This window comes from Pseudomonas fluorescens, from assembly GCF_001708445.1.
GTDB lineage: Bacteria > Pseudomonadota > Gammaproteobacteria > Pseudomonadales > Pseudomonadaceae > Aquipseudomonas > Aquipseudomonas gorinensis.
Genome location: NZ_CP015637.1, coordinates 4,400,645 through 4,416,325 on the forward strand (window position 1 = coordinate 4,400,645; position 15,681 = coordinate 4,416,325).

Consider the following 15,681-nt stretch of genomic DNA (forward strand, 5'->3'; position numbering starts at 1 on the left):
GCTGTGGTGAGCGGGGCAAGCCCTAATGCCGTTCAGTTAAGCGTACATCGCCTTCTGTAGGAGCGAGCTTGCTCGCGAAAAACGTCATCGTTGACGTTTTTCGCGAGCAAGAACTAGGCGTCCCCCTCGCTCCTACAGAAGGCGATGTACGCTTAACTGAATGGTATTAGGGCAAGCCCGCTCGCCACAGTTACTGTGTTCTTCCTTTACTGACAGGCATCAGGGCTTGCCCCGGGCGGTCGGAAGCCTTGGAGGATGAGGTACAGCGTTTGAACCGGTTGGACTGCCGCCTGATCGAACGGGAAAGCGCCTGAGCTTTATTTGCGGCCCAGGGGCAATTTGGATACGGTGCAAGCCTGCCCACAAGGACCTCCCCATGACCGAGCCTGCCCCCAAGACCCGCCGCGCGCCCAAAGGTGAAAAACGCCGCGAAGAGCTGTTGGACGCGGCCTTGCAGGTGTTTTCCCTGGAGGGTTACAGCGGCGCTTCGGTGGCCAAGGTGGCGGCCATCGTCGGTATTTCCGTGGCCGGTGTGCTGCATCACTTCCCCAGCAAAATTTCATTATTGATGGGCGTGTTGCAACGTCGCGACGAGGTCAATCAACGGATTGCCGATGAAGTGCGCGCGGAAAAGTCGTTGACCGGGTTGCTCGGCAGCCTGCGCGCGATCAACCGTTCGAACGCCACCGCGCCGGGCGTGGTGCGCGCGTTTACCATCTTGAATGCCGAAAGCCTGCTCGACACCCAACCGGCCTGGGCCTGGTTCCAGGCGCGCTATGCGGCGATTCAGCAACGTATGCAGGGGCAGTTTGCCGACCTGGTCGCAGCGGGGGAGGTGCGCAGCGATGTGGACATCGCCGGGCTGGTGGAAGAAATCCTGGCCATGATGGACGGCTTGCAGATCCAGTGGCTGCGCTTTCCGGAGCAGGTGGACCTGGTGGCGCGGTTTGACAGCTACATCGCGCGGGTCGAGGCAGCCATCAGAACTTGAGTCGAACACAGTCAAATGTGGGAGGGGCGGTGCGACGATTCGACTTGCCCCCGATGGCGGCCTCTGGGCCGACTATTTTTTTGGATTGGACCGGGTACATATCCGTTGCTGCGGTAACGGCGACTTAGGGTTCCGCCCTTACGGCGGCTCACTTTGGAAAAGCCCCAAAGTAAGCAAAGGGCTCTTGCCCCACCACTCGGCACCTCGCCCAGGCTCGGTGTGCCCGCAATCCGACATTGATTTGGGGGGCCGCCGCCACGCGCCATCCATGGCGCGGGGCGGCTAAACCGGCATCCCTGCCGGTTTACCCCCCAAATCACTATCGAATTGCGGCCAGCGTGGTTTAACGGGGCGCCTGAGATCAAGATCAACGATGTGTTTTTAACTGACACACCGCGGTGCCTGGTTTTGGGGCTGCTGCGCAGCCCAACGCGGGGCAAGCCCGCTCGCCACAACAAGCCCGCTTGCCACAACAGCGTCCTCACTTCGCAAACGCATACGCTCCGCCCTGTTCCAACGCCTGGCGATACGCGGGGCGCGCCTGGAACCGCTGCACCCAGGCGGCCAGGTTCGGGTAGGCCTGCAACTTGCCCTGGGCCTTGGCAATCTCGCCGATAAAGCTCATCTGGATATCCGCGCCGCTCAACGTGTCACCCACCAGATATGGAGAGTTGCCCAGGGCGTCGTTCAGATAACCCAGGTAATTGGCCACCTCGGACTCGATACGCGGATGCAACGGCGCACCGGCTTCCCCCAGGCGCCCGACGTACAGGTTGAGCATCAACGGCAACATGGCCGAACCTTCGGCGAAGTGCAGCCACTGCACGTACTCGTCATAGGTGGCGGTCGCCGGGTCTGGCTGCAGGCGGCCTTCGCCATGGCGGCGGATCAGGTAGTCGATGATCGCGGCGGACTCGATCACCACGCGGGAGCCGTCTTCAATCACCGGGGATTTGCCCAGCGGATGAATGGCCTTGAGCTCCGGTGGCGCAAGATTGGTTTTCGGGTCGCGCTGGTAGCGCTTGATCTCGTAGGGCAGGCCGAGCTCTTCGAGCAGCCATAGAATGCGCTGCGAGCGCGAGTTGTTGAGGTGGTGGACAATGATCATGTGAGGCTCCGCTGGGCAAAAGTGGGTGTTCAGGTAGAGACTGCGCTGCTGCGAAGGAGTGCCCTAATTGACCGGTTCGTCGGCAAACGCTGCGTCGATAAAGGCCTTCAGCCCCTTCTCCTCCAGAATCTCGATGGAGAAGTGCCCGAAGCGTTTGGGCAACCCGATAATGCGCCCACCGCTCGCCACAACAACCCTATCTCGAGATGCTCGACCAATATATAGACGTGACTGAATTTCAGATCCATTGCATGCCGCCTTTCGAGCCGGCCTGCAGGGTACCCAAGGCACCTGGGGGTGTTTACAACTGTTAACGGATTCAACAGCCCATTCGATTTAGGCTGTGCGCTGGATCACCCATGCCCTACCTGCCAAGAGCCCACTGCCATGAAGTCGTACGCTATCGCCGCCGCGTTACTGGCGTTTGCCACAGTGTCGGCGCACGCCGCCACACCCCTCACCCATGTGGCGATCTACCGCGGCCCGGCGGGCTGCGAGGACTGTTCGGAAAGCGTGAAAAGGGCACTGCTGCGTCTCGACCCGACTTACCAGATCGACTTCGTCGGCGCCGACGAACCGATCGACATCACCGCGCAAACCCTCGCCCGCTACGATCTCTATGTGCAACCCGGCGGCGGCCAGGACATTCCCGCCGCCCTCGACAGCCTGGGCGATGCTCGCGTCGAGGCCATTCGCAATTATGTCGCCCAGGGTGGTCGTTACCTGGGCTTGTGCATGGGCGCCTACCTGGCGGACGAAAACAACTTAGGCCTGATCCCTCAGGCCCTCGACAGCGAAGTCGGCCGCCCAGGCTTTGAAGTGACCACCCTCGACGACGCGGCGGTTCGCGTCACCTGGGCGGGCAAGCCGGACCACGTCTTCTATCAGGATGGCCCTTACTTCCCCACACCCCGCACGACCACACGCTATAAAACCCTCGCGACCTACCATAACGGCGACGTCGCCGCGGCGCGTTATGCCTATGAAAAAGGCGTGGTGGTACTGAGCGGCCCCCATCCGGAAGCCGGGCAGGCGTGGTTTGAAAGTGCCGATATCCCGTGGAACAAGAGGCCGCGTGGCGAGCTGTTTGCGGCGTTGATACACAGTGTTGAAGAGTAGGGGAGGCTGATTAACCCATCACGACCGACGCCGTCTATTGGTGGGCGCAGTGGTTTTTACCGGTGCATCAGGCGGCTTGCACCGCCTCACCCGTTGGCCGTACTCGCTATCCTCGCCCTCGGCGCCAAGTTCAAAAGCGGGGCGACGAGCCCCAGCCGTTCAGATCCACAGATCATTCGTGGCAGTACGCTCTCCGCCTTCATGGCCAGTGTTCAGAATGCCGCGCGGTTCGATCATCATCAGCTTGGCTTCACCTTCGGCGGCCGTCCGATGCTCGACGCCACGGGGGACCACATACAGTTCACCCGGCGCCACGTACACGGGGCCTTCCGGAAGGTCGATACGCAGCGTCCCTTCAAGCACAAGAAACGCCTCGTCGGTTTCCGGATGCGAGTGCCAGATGAATTCTCCTTCGATACGCACCACCTTGAACTGGTAGTCGTTCATCTCGGCGACGACCCTCGGGCTCCATTGCTCGTTGATGAGCGAAGCTTTTTGCGTGAGGTTTACAGGTTGTGTTGGGTGCTGTGACTGGGCCATGACCGATACTCGGGTAGTTGAGAGGTGTCAGGATATCGAGGGGGTGGTTAGCTGGCTTGTACGATCCTGCATGTTGAAATAGTTGAGCTACGACTCACCCAATCCTCTTCAGTCAAGCGCCTCGGTTTCTAAAACTACGCAGATACAGTGTGGAAACCGTCGAGCGTCTGGCCGAAAGCAACCCCTTTCTCCGCTAACCGGTCTACCATGCCACCCCGGCAGTGGTTCCACGCGCTACCGATCTCCATCCTTGAAGGTACCGTAATGACCATCGACCAAATCTCCCTGCCCAAAGGTGTAGGCCCTCACGCCGCCAAGCTTCTCGACGCCATCACGGGCGCGGCCACTCACGAAGAGCTCAACCGTGCCGGCGGCAAGGCGGAAGGTTTTGTGCTGGGGCTGGAATCCACCAAAGCCATCAAAAGCCAAATCGCCGAGTCGTTGTACGTGGCTTATGATGACGCGGCGAGTCATCGGTTGGGCGAGTTGAAGGGCTAGGGATTAACTCGGCAGGGCGATGCGCGTGGGCTGCGAGCCTCACACCGTAAGACTCAATAACCATCCCGCCGCGCCGCTTCCTACCACCACCAGCCACGGTGGCAGCTTCCACACCATCAACGCCACCACGCCAATCAGCGCCAGGCCGAAGTCCTGGGCGGTAAAGATCGCGCTGGTCCACACCGGCTGATACAACGCCGCCAGCAACAGGCCGACCACCGCGGCGTTCACGCCTGCCAGCGCGGCCTGGGTGCGAGGGCTGCGGCGCGGGCTTTCCCAGAAGGGCAGTGCGCCCATCACCAGCAAAAACGACGGTGCGAAGATCGCCAGCAGGCAGAGCAGGCCGCCGAGCCAGCCGGTCGGGGCTTGGGTCATGGAGGCCCCGAGGAAAGCCGCGAAGGTGAACAAGGGGCCGGGCATGGCTTGGGCGGCACCGTAGCCGGCCAGGAACACGTCGTTGCTGACCCAGCCGGTGGGCACGACTTCGGCTTGCAGCAGGGGCAGCACCACGTGGCCGCCGCCAAATACCAGCGCGCCGGTGCGGTAGAAGGCGTCGGTTAACGCCAGGCCTGGGTTGGGGAGCCAGTGGGCCAGGATCGGCAGACCGGCCAGCACCAGCACAAACAGCGATAACCACATTGCCCCTGCACGACGGCTGATGGTCACGGGCAACGCATCGTGCGCGGCGGGCGGTGTGGGCTTGAACAGCAGCAGGCCAGCCACCGCCGCTGCGCTGATCACCCCGACCTGGCCCCACGCAGAGCTTTGCAGCAGGGCCACGCAGGCGGCGAGTAGCATCAGGGTGATGCGCGGTGCGTCGGTACACAGGTTGCGCGCCATGCCCCATACGGCCTGGGCGACCACCGCGACAGCCACCACCTTGAGGCCGTGCAGCGCGCCGGGCGGGATGGCGGTGCTGTGTTGGGCAATGCCCAGGGCAAACAGGATCAGCACGACGGCGGACGGCAGCGTAAACCCCAGCCACGCCGCCAGCGCTCCGCCGTAGCCGGCCCGCGACAGGCCGAGCGCGATGCCCACCTGGCTGCTGGCCGGGCCGGGCAGGAACTGGCACAGCGCGACCAAATCCCCATAGCTGCGCTCGCTCAGCCAGCCGCGCCGGGTCACGAATTCGTGCCTGAAATAGCCCAGATGCGCGACGGGACCGCCGAAGGAGGTCAGGCCCAGACGCAGGAAGATCAGGAACACTCCCCAGATGCGGGTGGGGCGATCAGTGGGGGAGTGGGCCAAGGTGCAGGGTCTCGATAAGGGCAAAATAGGCTAGGGTATCGAGGCACCTTAGCGAATTTTGATGACGCACAGAAGAGGCGCCCGCTCGCGCAAATCGCCACGCCGGATGGAATTTTTGCGCGCGTGCTGGAGTCATTGAAGATGCATGCAGAAAGACTTCCCCGTTGCACGCCACTGAACTCAGCCAAGGACAGACGATGACCTTCTTTATATTCCTCCTGGCTTGCGCCGCTGCCGCCAGCACCGGTGTCATTTTCAAGCCCGGTGCCTGGTACGAATCCCTGGTCAAGCCCGGCTTCACCCCGCCCAACTGGCTGTTCCCGGTGGCCTGGAGCATTATCTACCTGCTGTTGGCCTGGGCCGGTTACCGCTTGAGCCTGATCCCCGACAGCCAGCCGGTGCTGGCATTGTGGGCGGCGCAGATTGCGTTGAACACGCTGTGGACACCGGTATTTTTCGGTGCGCATCAGTTGCTCGCCGGTATGCTGATCATCGTGTTGTTGTGGCTCACCGTCGCCGCAATGGTGGTATTGGCCGTGCGCCTGGACCTGATTACCGGGCTGATCCTGTTCCCGTACCTGGCGTGGCTGTGCGTGGCGGCGGCGTTGAATTTCTCGATTTTGCGCAATAACCGCTGATGGCCCATAAACCCTGGCCCGCCAGTGCGCCTGAACTGGCTCAAATGCGCCGCTTCAACCAAAAGCTCACTTGGCTGCCGCGCTTCAAAATCCGCAATCGCGTGACACCGCGTTTGATTCAGGCGCTGTTGCGGGTCAGTCAAACGCTCAAGCGGGCGCCGCTGGCTGAGACTCAATGGGTGGGCGCAGTCCCCGTGCGTATCCTGCGGCCGAGCGGCAGGCCCAAGGGCGTGGTGCTGGATATCCATGGCGGCGGTTGGGTGATCGGCAATGCGCAGATGGATGATGACCTCAACCTGGGCCTGGTGAACGCGTGCGAGGTGGCGGTGGTGTCGGTGGATTATCGGCTGGCGGTCGATACACCGATAGAAGGGCTGATGGAGGATTGTTTGAGCGCCGCGCGCTGGCTGTTGGGTGACTGCGCGGAATTTGCCGGGTTGCCGGTGATTGTCGTGGGGGAATCGGCCGGTGCGCACTTGGCGGCGGCGACGTTGCTGGCATTGAAGCAGTGGCCGGATTTGCTCCAGCGCGTGAGCGGTGCGGTGTTGTATTACGGCGTCTATGATTTGACCGGCACTCCCAGCGTACGCGCGGCGGGCCCGCAGACGTTGTTGCTGGATGGGCCTGGCATGGTGGACGCGTTGCGCAGGCTGACCCCAGGCTTGAGCGATGAGCAGCGGCGACAGCCACCGTTGTCGCCGTTGTATGGCGACTTCAGCGGGTTGCCGCCGGCGTTGATGTTTGTGGGGGCATTGGACCCGCTCAAGGATGACACCCTGCTCATTGCTGAGCGCTGGGGGACGGTGGAAGCCCATCTGCTGCCGGAGGCGGCCCATGGGTTTATCCATTTTCCGTTGGCGATCGCCGAGAACGTACTGGCCTATAGCCGGGCGTGGGTCGCGCGCCGGATCGCTGTAGCACCGTAAACCTGCCGCGGTTCTTGCCTGATGGGCCCTTGCTTCAAGAGGTACCCATCATGGGCTTTCGTATGACGGGCCTTGCCCTAATGCCAGTCAGTCAAGGAGGAAAACGAAGCGGGCTCGCCACAACAAGCCCGCTTTCCACAATTAGCCCGCTCTCCAGAGTTACCGTTTTCCTCCTTGACTGACTGGCATTAGGGCTCGCCCCCGATGACACTGTTGGGCCGCGTTGTTAAATCTCAGTTCGAGCGCAACCGCAGTATCTGCGCGCCGTCGAATGGGTCTGTCAGGTAATGCGCCTGCACGCCGAAGGTTTCCTGCAAGCGTTGCGGCGTCAGCACCTCCAGCGGTTTGCCCAGTGCCACCAATCGCCCATGATCCAGCACGGCCAGGCGGTCACAGGTCAGTGCCTGGTTGAGGTCGTGCAGGGCGATCAAGGTGGTGACGGGTAACGCCTGCACGCCTTTCAAGATCGTCAGTTGATGCTGGATGTCCAGGTGATTGGTCGGCTCATCCAGCAACAGGATCTGTGGCCGTTGCGCCAGGGCGCGGGCGATGTGCACGCGTTGGCGCTCACCGCCGGAGAGGCTGCGCCAGGCGCGTTGGCTCAGGTGGGTGGCGTCGACGTCGTGCAGGGCCTGGCGCACGATGCGATCGTCTTCGCTGGACCACGGGCTCAGCGCCGACAACCACGGTGTGCGGCCCAGTGCCACGGCGTCGAATACGCGGATGGCATCGTCGGTGTCGGCCTGTTGTTCCACCACCGCCAGGCGCTGCGCGATGGCGCGGCGGGACAGCGCGCCCAAACGCTCACCGCCCAGGTGCACCTCGCCGCTGGCCGGTGCGCGCAAGCCGGCGAGCAGTTTGAGCAGGGTCGATTTGCCGGAGCCGTTCGGCCCGACGATACCCAAGGTTTCCCCCGACTGGACTTGCAGGTGAATATCGCGCAGCAACTGGGCCTCTCGCACCTTGAAGCCCAGGGCCGTGCAGCTCAGCACTGTCATCGCGCATTCCTCCGGCCGATCAGGATCAGCGCAAATACCGGCGCGCCGACGAGTGCGGTGACCACGCCCACCGGAATGACCTGGCCCTTGATCAAGGTGCGTGACAGCACATCGGCTGTAATCAAAAACAATGCGCCTCCCAAGGCGCTGGCCGGCAGCAGGCGTGAGTGCCCGGTACCGAGCAACAGGCGTGCGGCGTGGGGGATGACCAGGCCGACAAAACCAATGGAGCCGACAATCGACACCATCACCGCGGTGACCAACGCCGCGCAGCCCACCAGCACAAATTGCACGCGGCGCACCGGGATGCCGAGGGACGCCGCCGAGTCGCTGCCGAAGGTGAATGCATCCAGTGCGCGGCGGTGCCACAGGCACACCGCCAACCCCGCGACGGCCACCGGTACCGCCAGCCACACCGACGACCAACGCACGCCGCTGAGATTACCCAGCAACCAGAACAGGATGCCGCGCGCCTGTTCGGAGCTGGCGGACTTGGTGATCAGGAACGCGGTCAGCGCGTTGAACAGCTGCGAACCGGCGATGCCTGCCAGGATGATCTGGCCGGTGCCGCTCGACGACCCGCTGGCCCGGGCGAGCAAAATCACCAGTGCAAACGCCGCCATCGCCCCGGCAAAGGCGCCGGCGGACAGCGAGATCAAGCCACCGCCGACCCCCATCAGCACCACCAGCACCGCGCCGGTCGAGGCACCGGCGCTGATGCCAAGCAGGTAAGGGTCGGCCAAGGGGTTGCGCAACAACGACTGCAGAATCACCCCGCATGTGGCCAGCCCCGCACCGCAGGCGGCGGCGACCAGCGTGCGAGTGAGGCGATAGTTCCACACCACGCCTTCGTCGATAGGGTCCAGCGCGTAGCCGGCGGCCCACAGTTTATTGGCCAACACCTGGAGCACTACCTGCGGCTCGATGGCGGTTTCGCCGATGGCTACGCCGGCCAGTATGGCGATCAACAGCAGCGCCAGGGCGAGGAGCGTTCTGCTCATTTGGGCAGGTCGTAGCTGTCGATGGCGCTCGCCAGTTGGTCGAGCCCATCGAAAGTACGCACGCTGGCCTGTAGGGCCATGGCGTCAAGGATGATGATGCGGTTGTGTTTCACCGCGTCCATGTTGCGTGTCACCGGGTCGCTGCGCAGGAAGGCCAGTTTCTGTTCGTAGTCGTCGGCCGGGTAGCGGCGGCGGTCCATGCGCGCGATCACCAGGAAGGTGGGGTTGGCTTTGGCGAGGGTTTCCCAGCCGACGGCGGGCCACTCTTCATCGGACTGCACCACGTTGTGCAGGCCGAGGGTTTGCAGCATGAATTCGGGGACACCCTTGTGGCCGGCCACATAGGGATCGCTGGCCATTTCGGCGCTGGAGAACCACACCAGCGCACTGGCCTGTTTGAGGCCCTTGTTGCGGGCGGTGGCGACGGACTTGGCCAGGCGCGCCTTGAGCGCCTCGTTCAGTTGCTGGCCGCGGTCCGGCACGTCGAAAATCTCGGCCAGTTGGCTGATGCTTTTATAAATGGTGTCGATGCGGAACGGCTCCAGGCGTGTGCCGTCGGCGCCCACCAGGTTGTTCTTGCCTTCGCAGTCGGACGGCAGCAGGTAGGTGGGGATCTTCAATTCATGAAACTGCTCGCGGGTGCCGACCACGCCTTGTGGGCCAACCACCCATTCCAACTCGGCGGCCACCAGTTGCGGGCGCTTGGCAATGACCGCTTCGAAGCTTGGCTCATTGTTGGCCAGGCGCTCGATGGTGTCGTTCTGTGCCTTGAACTGCGGCAACACGTTGTTGAACCACAACGCCGTGCCGACCACTGTGTTGCCCACACCCAGGGCGTAGAGTATTTCGGTCGCCGCCTGGCCAATGGTTACGCTGCGGGTGGGCGCTTGCTGAAAGGTCAGGGTGCTGCCGCAGTTCTCCAGCGTCAGCGGGTAGTGGGTGGGCGTCGCCTGGGCCAGGGCACAGAAGCCCAGTCCGGTGAGCAAGGCGGTAACGCGTGGCAGCATGGGGCAATCTCCTGGGAGCCGTACGTGGAACTGGGGAGGTACGGTTCGGAAATACGCCCTCGGACGCTGCGGTGGAGGCAGCCAAGGATGTCCTTCCCGGACACCCCGCCGGTTAGTGGTTTTACTGGGCCGGCAGGTCTCCTGACTGATGCGTCGTCACCCGGCTCCAGCCTTCCCGGAGGGTATCCAGTGGCGTTGAGGAGCAGGCTCGGCATCTACAGTTGCGGGGGCAGTTCCGATTGACGCGGGGGTACCGCGCTTCGGATTCCCTATTAGTCCCGTTTGGGAACCGGCGCGGTATGGTAGTCGATTGGGCTGGGGAGGGGGAACCGAATGGCGGCTTTCTGTAGGCGCGTGCAGGCTCGCGCCCACATAAAGCCGCGGTAGCCGGTCAGAGGCGTATATCTTCAGGGCCGCGGATCAGTGCTTCAATTCGCGTCCCCGTGGCGCGCTCTTCATTGCTGAAACCGTCGTAGTCGGCCAGGTTGGCGAAACGGATGCCGGTCAATTGCTCGATCTGGATCACACTGCGCCGGTAGGTCCGCAGTTGGCCAAATACCAGATCAAGCTGACCGAGTTCACGGCTCTGGTCGATCATGTAGGCGCTGGCAGAGGGCTTGCCGTCGTCGCCGAGGTAGGCCACCACTTTCCAGAATGCCTTGGGGATTTTCACGCCGCGGTAGACACGGTCGTCATCGGCCAACACCGGGCCGGTAAACACCGTGGCCCGGGCCTTCCAGCGTTGTGTGTTGTCGAGAATGTAGTCTTCGAGCTCCAGCCAGGTCTTCTGGTTGAACCCGCTCATCTGCGGCGAGCAATTGGTGAAATGGAACGTATCGAGGTTGGCGGTGTTGGCCTCGTCGCCCCAGTTGGGATCCTGTCGTCGCACCAGGTGGCCGCGATCCAGGCCGTTGTTGGTGTAGAGCTCGTCGCCGATCTGCGCGCTGATGGGCAGGCGGCCGTCGTAGGCCCAGGTGTCGTTGCTGCGAACGATATCCACCGCCTGTCCGCCGTCGATATTCACGCCCACATAGAGCGCCATCCGTCGGGAACGTGACAGGGTCACCGAGAAATGCGTGTAGTCCAGGCGCAGCGGCTGGACGTCAGTTGCCAATGCCTCATCCACCGTGGGCCACGGCACGGCGAAGCCGCTGAGAAAGTCGGGTGCGTAGCCACGCCGGTCCTGCAAATCCTTGGCGGGCGTCACACGGGGCGTCGCCGCCCTGGCTTCCATCAGGCTAGGAGTGGCCGGGATCAACGGGCGTAGATCGACGAGCCGGGGGCGGTGGGTCAGGTCAATTTTGGCTTTGCGTGCTGGCATCGCGAGTTCCTCGCAGTCTTGGGTAAACACGACTGCAACACAGGTTCATGACAATTAGGGCCAGGTACCCGCAGCAGGGCTATCCTGAACCGGTGACCCGGACGTTCATTACCCGCCAAAAGGAGCCAGCCCATGTGTGTTCGCCACCCGCGCCAGGCGATTTTCTGCCTGATCCCGCCTTACATCCTCGACCAGATCGCGCGTAACGGTAATAAAACGCAACGGGACGTCGCGCTACGTACCCGCGCCAAGGACAGCACGTTCCGCTCGTTGCGCATGGTCGCCGAGCCCGCTCATGGCCCGGCCCGTATGGCCTTGGCCATGGGCGCCGGCAAACGGCGTTCGATCTACGGCGCCGAGGGCACGGATAGCCTGCCAGGCAAGCTGATCCGCGGCGAAGGGCAGCCCGCCAGCGGCGATGCGGCGGTAGACGAAGCTTATGACGGTTTGGGCGCCACGTTCGATTTTTTTGACCAGGTCTTCGACCGCAACTCCATCGACGATGCCGGTATGGCGCTGGACGCGACCGTGCATTTTGGCCAGAACTACAACAATGCGTTCTGGAACTCGACCCAGATGGTGTTTGGTGATGGCGATCAGCAATTATTCAACCGGTTCACGATCGCGCTTGATGTGATTGGCCATGAATTGGCCCACGGCGTGACCGAGGATGAAGCCAAGCTGATGTATTTCAATCAATCCGGCGCCTTGAACGAGTCGTTGTCGGATGTGTTTGGCTCGCTGATCAAACAGTACTCGTTGCAGCAGAAGGCGCAAGATGCCGATTGGTTGATCGGCAAAGGGTTGTTTACCGACAAGATCAAAGGCATTGCGCTGCGCTCGATGAAAGCACCCGGTACTGCCTTTGACGACAAGTTGCTGGGCAAGGACCCACAACCGGGGCATATGGATGATTTCGTACAGACTTACGAGGACAATGGCGGGGTGCATATCAATTCTGGCATTCCCAACCATGCGTTCTATCAGGTGGCCACGAAGCTGGGTGGGTTTGCCTGGGAACGTGCGGGGCGGATCTGGTATGACGCATTGCGCGATGCGCGCTTGCGGCCGAACTCAGGGTTCCTGCGCTTCGCGCGGATTACCTACGATATCGCCGGTCGACTGTATGGCGCGAACAAGGATGAGCAGAAGGCGGTCAAGGAGGGCTGGAAAGCAGTTGGCATTCATGTGTGACAAACCGCCTGTGCGGTGAGGAGCAGCCATGCAAATTTCGATCAAGGAAAACGGCGGGCCGGCGTTTTTTCCGGGGCTGGCCAAACCTCGTACGGTGCAGCTGGACACGCTGCCCGAGCCGGACCAGCAGGAATTGCGGCAACTGATCGAGGCGTCAAACTTCTTTGAGTTGCCGCAAAGCACCGCGCCAGAACCCGGCAACCCAAGCCAGGTGCATTACACGTTGACCGTGACGGAAGGCGAGCGTGAGCACACGGTCTGCGTGCTGGCGCCGGTGAAGTCGCAGGCGCTGGATGGGCTGGTGCAGTGTGTGCGGCGGCATATTCGCTGTTGAGGCAGGTTCAGGGCCTGCCCGAACTTACTTTCGATCCAGCCAAACGGTCTGCGCGTTGCAGAACTCGCGCACGCCAAAGTGCGACAACTCGCGACCGAAGCCGCTCTTCTTCACGCCACCAAACGCCACCCGAGGGTCGGAGACGCTGAAAGCATTCACGAAGATCCCGCCGGTTTCCAGCTGGTTCGCAATGTCGCGGGCCTTGGCTGAATCCCTGGTGAAGATGCTCGCGGTGAGGCCGAACTCGCTGTCATTGGCCAGGGCCACGGCATGGTCGGCGTCGCGGGCGGTGATGATCGAGGCCACGGGGCCGAACAGTTCCTCTTTGAACGAGGTCATCTGGTCGGTGACGTCGGCCAGTACGGTCGGCGCATAGTAGTTGCCGGCGCCGGCTACTTTGTCGCCGCCCAGCAGCAGGGTCGCGCCTTGCGCCAGGGTCGCCTGGACCTGGGCGTGCAGTTCGTCGCGCAGGTCGAAGCGGGCCATGGGGCCGACGTAGGTGGCGGTCGAGGTCGGGTCGCCCGTCACCAGGGCACGGCTGGCTTCGACAAACTTGGCGGTGAAGGCCTCCACCACACCCGCTTCGACGATCAGGCGCTTGGCCGCGGCGCAGACTTGGCCGCTGTTCTGGAAGCGGCCGATCACGGCGGCCTGGACGGCGGCATCGAGGTCGGCATCGTTGAGCACGATGAACGGGTCGGAACCGCCCAATTCCAGTACGCATTTCTTCAGCGCGGCACCGGCCTGGGAGCCGATGGCCATGCCGGCACGCACGCTGCCGGTGAGGGTGATGGCGGCGATGCGCGGGTCGGCGATGGCTTTTGACACGCCTTCCTGGGTCACATTGAGCACTTCGAACAAGCCTTCGGCGAAGCCGGCTTTGTCGAACGCGGCTTTCATCAGGTAGGCGCTGCCCATGACATTCGGCGCGTGTTTGAGCACGTAGGTGTTGCCGGCGAGCAGCGTCGGCACCGCGCCGCGCAGGACTTGCCACACCGGGAAGTTCCACGGCATCACGGCCAGGATCGGGCCCAGCGGGCGGTATTCGATATGGGCGGTGCCGTTGTCTACCAGGGTCGGTTCCGGGGCGAGCATGGCCGGGCCGTGGGCGGCGTACCACTCGCTGAGCTGGGCGCATTTCTCGATTTCGGCACGGGCCTGGACGATGGGTTTGCCCATTTCCAAGGTGATCATCTGTGCCATCTCTTCGGCTTGATCACGCAGGGCAGCGGCCAGGGCCAGCAACAGGGCCGAGCGCTCGCTGACCGGCTGGCGGCGCCAGGTGCGGAAGGCGTGGGTGGCACGGTTGAGGGCGGCGTCCAACTGGGCTTCGGTTTCGTAGGGGTAGCTGCCGACCGTCGCCCCGGTAGTGGGGCTGATCGACAGGGCGTGGGTCTGGTGGGTGATAGCGTTCATGGCACCGTCCGGCTGAATGAGTGGATTGGGGTCAGCCTACGGGGCTGCATCTTTTCTGGAAACTGAATAATATTGAGCAATACATTCACGATTGGAGAATGATTTGGATCTGGTGCAGCTGGAAATCTTCAAGGCCGTTGCCGAGCAAGGCAGCATCAGTGCCGCGGCGCAGTTGATTCATCGGGTGCCGTCGAACCTGACCACGCGCATCAAGCAACTGGAGCAGGATCTGGGCGTGGAATTATTCATCCGCGAGAAAAGCCGCCTGCGCCTGTCGCCAGCCGGGTGGAACTTCCTTGGCTATGCGCGGCGCATTCTTGACCTGGTGCAGGAAGCCCGCGCGACGGTGGCGGGGGAGGAGCCCCAGGGGGCATTTGCCCTCGGTTCGCTGGAGAGCACGGCCGCGGTGCGCATTCCGGCGTTACTGGCGGCGTACAACCAGAAGCACGCCAAGGTCGAGCTGGACCTGAGCACCGGGCCGTCCGGGACGATGATCGAAGGCGTGTTGTCGGGACGCCTGGCGGCGGCGTTTGTGGATGGGCCGGTATTGCATGCCACCCTGGAAGGCGTGGCGGTGTTCGAGGAAGAGATGGTGGTGATTGCGCCGTTGCAGCATGCGCCGATCACCCGCGGGCAGGATGTGAACGGGGAAAGTATCTATACCTTTCGCTCCAACTGTTCCTACCGGCACCATTTCGAGCGGTGGTTCTCACAGGATGGCGCGGTGCCGGGCCGCATCTTCGAGATGGAGTCCTACCACGGCATGCTCGCCTGCGTCAGTGCCGGGGCCGGCCTGGCGCTGATGCCGCGCAGCATGCTGGAAAGCATGCCGGGGTTTACCACGGTGAGCGTGTGGCCGCTGACGGACAGTTTCCGCCTGTTGCACACCTGGCTGATCTGGCGACGGGGCACGGTGTCGCAGAGTTTGAACAGTTTTGTGAAGTTGCTGGAGGAGCGCGGCCACTGTAGGCGCGAGCTTGCTCGCGAAGGTCGTTAACGATAACGCGGGCATTCTGGATAAACGCGGTGTCCCTGCGTTTTTCGCGAGCAAGCTCGCTCCTACCACTGCGGGTCGTGTTCAGCCGCCGAATTGCAGGGTGCCCATGGCCAGTTTCGCCATGAGTGCCGTCGCGCCCAACTGCACCAGCCACAACGCCAGGCCACCCAGGAACACTCCCAGCGCCACTTGCAGCACCAGGCTTTTCTGGCGATTGGCTTGCGGCGCGCGCGGAGCGAAGTACTCCTGGTCGTCGGGATCGGCGTGCAGGTTCAGGTCGTCGTTTTTCATAGGGCTCTCACAGCAAAAGGGCAATCGGTGCTCAGTCTAGGGGAGCAGGGTATT

17 protein-coding genes and 1 riboswitch are annotated in these 15,681 nt (G+C 62.7%); of the genes, 8 read left to right on the top strand and 9 right to left on the bottom strand.

Going from position 1 to position 15,681, the window contains the following annotated elements; translation table 11 throughout:
• Positions 1–376 precede the first annotated feature (376 nt).
• A complete protein-coding gene (locus tag A7317_RS19405) occupies positions 377–991 on the top strand; it encodes a TetR/AcrR family transcriptional regulator (protein WP_024076417.1) in 615 nt (204 codons plus the stop codon).
• A 481-nt stretch (positions 992–1,472) separates the two neighbouring features.
• Here A7317_RS19405 and A7317_RS19410 read toward each other — a convergent pair whose 3' ends face one another.
• The gene (locus A7317_RS19410; RefSeq protein WP_069076629.1) at positions 1,473–2,099 is read right to left on the bottom strand and encodes a glutathione S-transferase family protein; all 627 of its coding nucleotides are present in this window, start codon (positions 2,097–2,099) and stop codon (positions 1,473–1,475) included.
• Between the two features lie 387 nt (positions 2,100–2,486).
• On the opposite strand from A7317_RS19410, the gene A7317_RS19415 reads away from it, so the two are divergent.
• Positions 2,487–3,218, top strand: coding sequence for a BPL-N domain-containing protein (locus tag A7317_RS19415; protein ID WP_069076630.1), 732 nt, complete (start codon positions 2,487–2,489; stop codon positions 3,216–3,218).
• A gap of 159 nt (positions 3,219–3,377) precedes the next feature.
• On the opposite strand, the gene A7317_RS19420 is transcribed toward A7317_RS19415, so the two are convergent.
• Positions 3,378–3,758, bottom strand: a complete 381-nt coding sequence (locus tag A7317_RS19420; protein ID WP_024076537.1) for a cupin domain-containing protein — start codon at positions 3,756–3,758, stop codon at positions 3,378–3,380.
• Between the two features lie 264 nt (positions 3,759–4,022).
• Between A7317_RS19420 and A7317_RS19425 the strand changes: the two genes are divergently transcribed.
• Positions 4,023–4,256 (top strand): hypothetical protein, encoded by a 234-nt coding sequence (locus A7317_RS19425; protein WP_024076534.1) that lies wholly within the window; start codon positions 4,023–4,025, stop codon positions 4,254–4,256.
• A 39-nt stretch (positions 4,257–4,295) separates the two neighbouring features.
• On the opposite strand, the gene chrA is transcribed toward A7317_RS19425, so the two are convergent.
• Entirely contained in the window at positions 4,296–5,504 is a 1,209-nt protein-coding gene (gene chrA, locus A7317_RS19430) for a chromate efflux transporter (protein ID WP_069076631.1), read from the bottom strand.
• Positions 5,505–5,701: 197 nt separating this feature from the next.
• Between chrA and tspO the strand changes: the two genes are divergently transcribed.
• Positions 5,702–6,142, top strand: coding sequence for a tryptophan-rich sensory protein TspO (gene tspO / locus A7317_RS19435; RefSeq protein ID WP_069076632.1), 441 nt, complete (start codon positions 5,702–5,704; stop codon positions 6,140–6,142).
• Positions 6,142–7,068, top strand: coding sequence for an alpha/beta hydrolase fold domain-containing protein (locus A7317_RS19440; RefSeq protein ID WP_069076633.1), 927 nt, complete (start codon positions 6,142–6,144; stop codon positions 7,066–7,068). The genes tspO and A7317_RS19440 overlap by 1 nt, the downstream gene beginning before the upstream one ends.
• A gap of 233 nt (positions 7,069–7,301) precedes the next feature.
• Here A7317_RS19440 and A7317_RS19445 read toward each other — a convergent pair whose 3' ends face one another.
• The 4 genes from A7317_RS19445 to A7317_RS19460 form a co-directional block, all read right to left on the bottom strand.
• The gene (locus A7317_RS19445; protein ID WP_069076634.1) at positions 7,302–8,066 is read right to left on the bottom strand and encodes an ABC transporter ATP-binding protein; all 765 of its coding nucleotides are present in this window, start codon (positions 8,064–8,066) and stop codon (positions 7,302–7,304) included.
• Entirely contained in the window at positions 8,063–9,067 is a 1,005-nt protein-coding gene (locus A7317_RS19450) for a FecCD family ABC transporter permease (protein WP_024076529.1), read from the bottom strand. The genes A7317_RS19445 and A7317_RS19450 overlap by 4 nt, the downstream gene beginning before the upstream one ends.
• Positions 9,064–10,074 (bottom strand): ABC transporter substrate-binding protein, encoded by a 1,011-nt coding sequence (locus A7317_RS19455; protein WP_069076635.1) that lies wholly within the window; start codon positions 10,072–10,074, stop codon positions 9,064–9,066. Before A7317_RS19455 ends, A7317_RS19450 begins: the two co-directional genes overlap by 4 nt.
• A 113-nt stretch (positions 10,075–10,187) precedes the next feature.
• Positions 10,188–10,383: riboswitch (cobalamin riboswitch) on the bottom strand.
• Between the two features lie 82 nt (positions 10,384–10,465).
• Positions 10,466–11,395 (bottom strand): DNA/RNA non-specific endonuclease, encoded by a 930-nt coding sequence (locus A7317_RS19460; protein WP_024076527.1) that lies wholly within the window; start codon positions 11,393–11,395, stop codon positions 10,466–10,468.
• A gap of 132 nt (positions 11,396–11,527) precedes the next feature.
• Between A7317_RS19460 and A7317_RS19465 the strand changes: the two genes are divergently transcribed.
• Positions 11,528–12,589 (top strand): M4 family metallopeptidase, encoded by a 1,062-nt coding sequence (locus A7317_RS19465; RefSeq protein ID WP_024076526.1) that lies wholly within the window; start codon positions 11,528–11,530, stop codon positions 12,587–12,589.
• Positions 12,590–12,617: 28 nt separating this feature from the next.
• Positions 12,618–12,923: a protealysin inhibitor emfourin gene (locus tag A7317_RS19470; RefSeq protein WP_024076525.1), complete on the top strand. Its 306-nt coding sequence runs from the start codon at positions 12,618–12,620 to the stop codon at positions 12,921–12,923.
• Positions 12,924–12,947: 24 nt separating this feature from the next.
• On the opposite strand, the gene A7317_RS19475 is transcribed toward A7317_RS19470, so the two are convergent.
• A complete protein-coding gene (locus A7317_RS19475; protein ID WP_069076636.1) occupies positions 12,948–14,339 on the bottom strand; it encodes an aldehyde dehydrogenase family protein in 1,392 nt (463 codons plus the stop codon).
• Between the two features lie 103 nt (positions 14,340–14,442).
• Here A7317_RS19475 and ptrR point away from each other — a divergent pair, with 103 nt between their 5' ends.
• Complete coding sequence (gene ptrR, locus A7317_RS19480; RefSeq protein ID WP_069076637.1) at positions 14,443–15,336, top strand: putrescine utilization regulator PtrR; 894 nt, start codon at positions 14,443–14,445, stop codon at positions 15,334–15,336.
• Between the two features lie 81 nt (positions 15,337–15,417).
• On the opposite strand, the gene A7317_RS19485 is transcribed toward ptrR, so the two are convergent.
• A complete protein-coding gene (locus A7317_RS19485; protein WP_069076638.1) occupies positions 15,418–15,627 on the bottom strand; it encodes a hypothetical protein in 210 nt (69 codons plus the stop codon).
• Positions 15,628–15,681: the final 54 nt, after the last annotated feature.

What these genes read in the sequence shown, in the direction of transcription:
- A7317_RS19460 (WP_024076527.1), bottom strand. Translation starts at nt 11,395, where the DNA reads ATGCCAGCACGCAAAGCCAAAATTGACCTGACCCACCGCCCCCGGCTC.
- A7317_RS19455 (WP_069076635.1), bottom strand. Translation starts at nt 10,074, where the DNA reads ATGCTGCCACGCGTTACCGCCTTGCTCACCGGACTGGGCTTCTGTGCC.
- A7317_RS19425 (WP_024076534.1), top strand. Translation starts at nt 4,023, where the DNA reads ATGACCATCGACCAAATCTCCCTGCCCAAAGGTGTAGGCCCTCACGCC.
- A7317_RS19440 (WP_069076633.1), top strand. Translation starts at nt 6,142, where the DNA reads ATGGCCCATAAACCCTGGCCCGCCAGTGCGCCTGAACTGGCTCAAATG.
- A7317_RS19485 (WP_069076638.1), bottom strand. Translation starts at nt 15,627, where the DNA reads ATGAAAAACGACGACCTGAACCTGCACGCCGATCCCGACGACCAGGAG.
- A7317_RS19410 (WP_069076629.1), bottom strand. Translation starts at nt 2,099, where the DNA reads ATGATCATTGTCCACCACCTCAACAACTCGCGCTCGCAGCGCATTCTA.
- A7317_RS19450 (WP_024076529.1), bottom strand. Translation starts at nt 9,067, where the DNA reads ATGAGCAGAACGCTCCTCGCCCTGGCGCTGCTGTTGATCGCCATACTG.
- A7317_RS19415 (WP_069076630.1), top strand. Translation starts at nt 2,487, where the DNA reads ATGAAGTCGTACGCTATCGCCGCCGCGTTACTGGCGTTTGCCACAGTG.
- A7317_RS19445 (WP_069076634.1), bottom strand. Translation starts at nt 8,066, where the DNA reads ATGACAGTGCTGAGCTGCACGGCCCTGGGCTTCAAGGTGCGAGAGGCC.
- tspO (WP_069076632.1), top strand. Translation starts at nt 5,702, where the DNA reads ATGACCTTCTTTATATTCCTCCTGGCTTGCGCCGCTGCCGCCAGCACC.
- A7317_RS19475 (WP_069076636.1), bottom strand. Translation starts at nt 14,339, where the DNA reads ATGAACGCTATCACCCACCAGACCCACGCCCTGTCGATCAGCCCCACT.
- A7317_RS19465 (WP_024076526.1), top strand. Translation starts at nt 11,528, where the DNA reads ATGTGTGTTCGCCACCCGCGCCAGGCGATTTTCTGCCTGATCCCGCCT.
- A7317_RS19420 (WP_024076537.1), bottom strand. Translation starts at nt 3,758, where the DNA reads ATGGCCCAGTCACAGCACCCAACACAACCTGTAAACCTCACGCAAAAA.
- A7317_RS19470 (WP_024076525.1), top strand. Translation starts at nt 12,618, where the DNA reads ATGCAAATTTCGATCAAGGAAAACGGCGGGCCGGCGTTTTTTCCGGGG.
- A7317_RS19405 (WP_024076417.1), top strand. Translation starts at nt 377, where the DNA reads ATGACCGAGCCTGCCCCCAAGACCCGCCGCGCGCCCAAAGGTGAAAAA.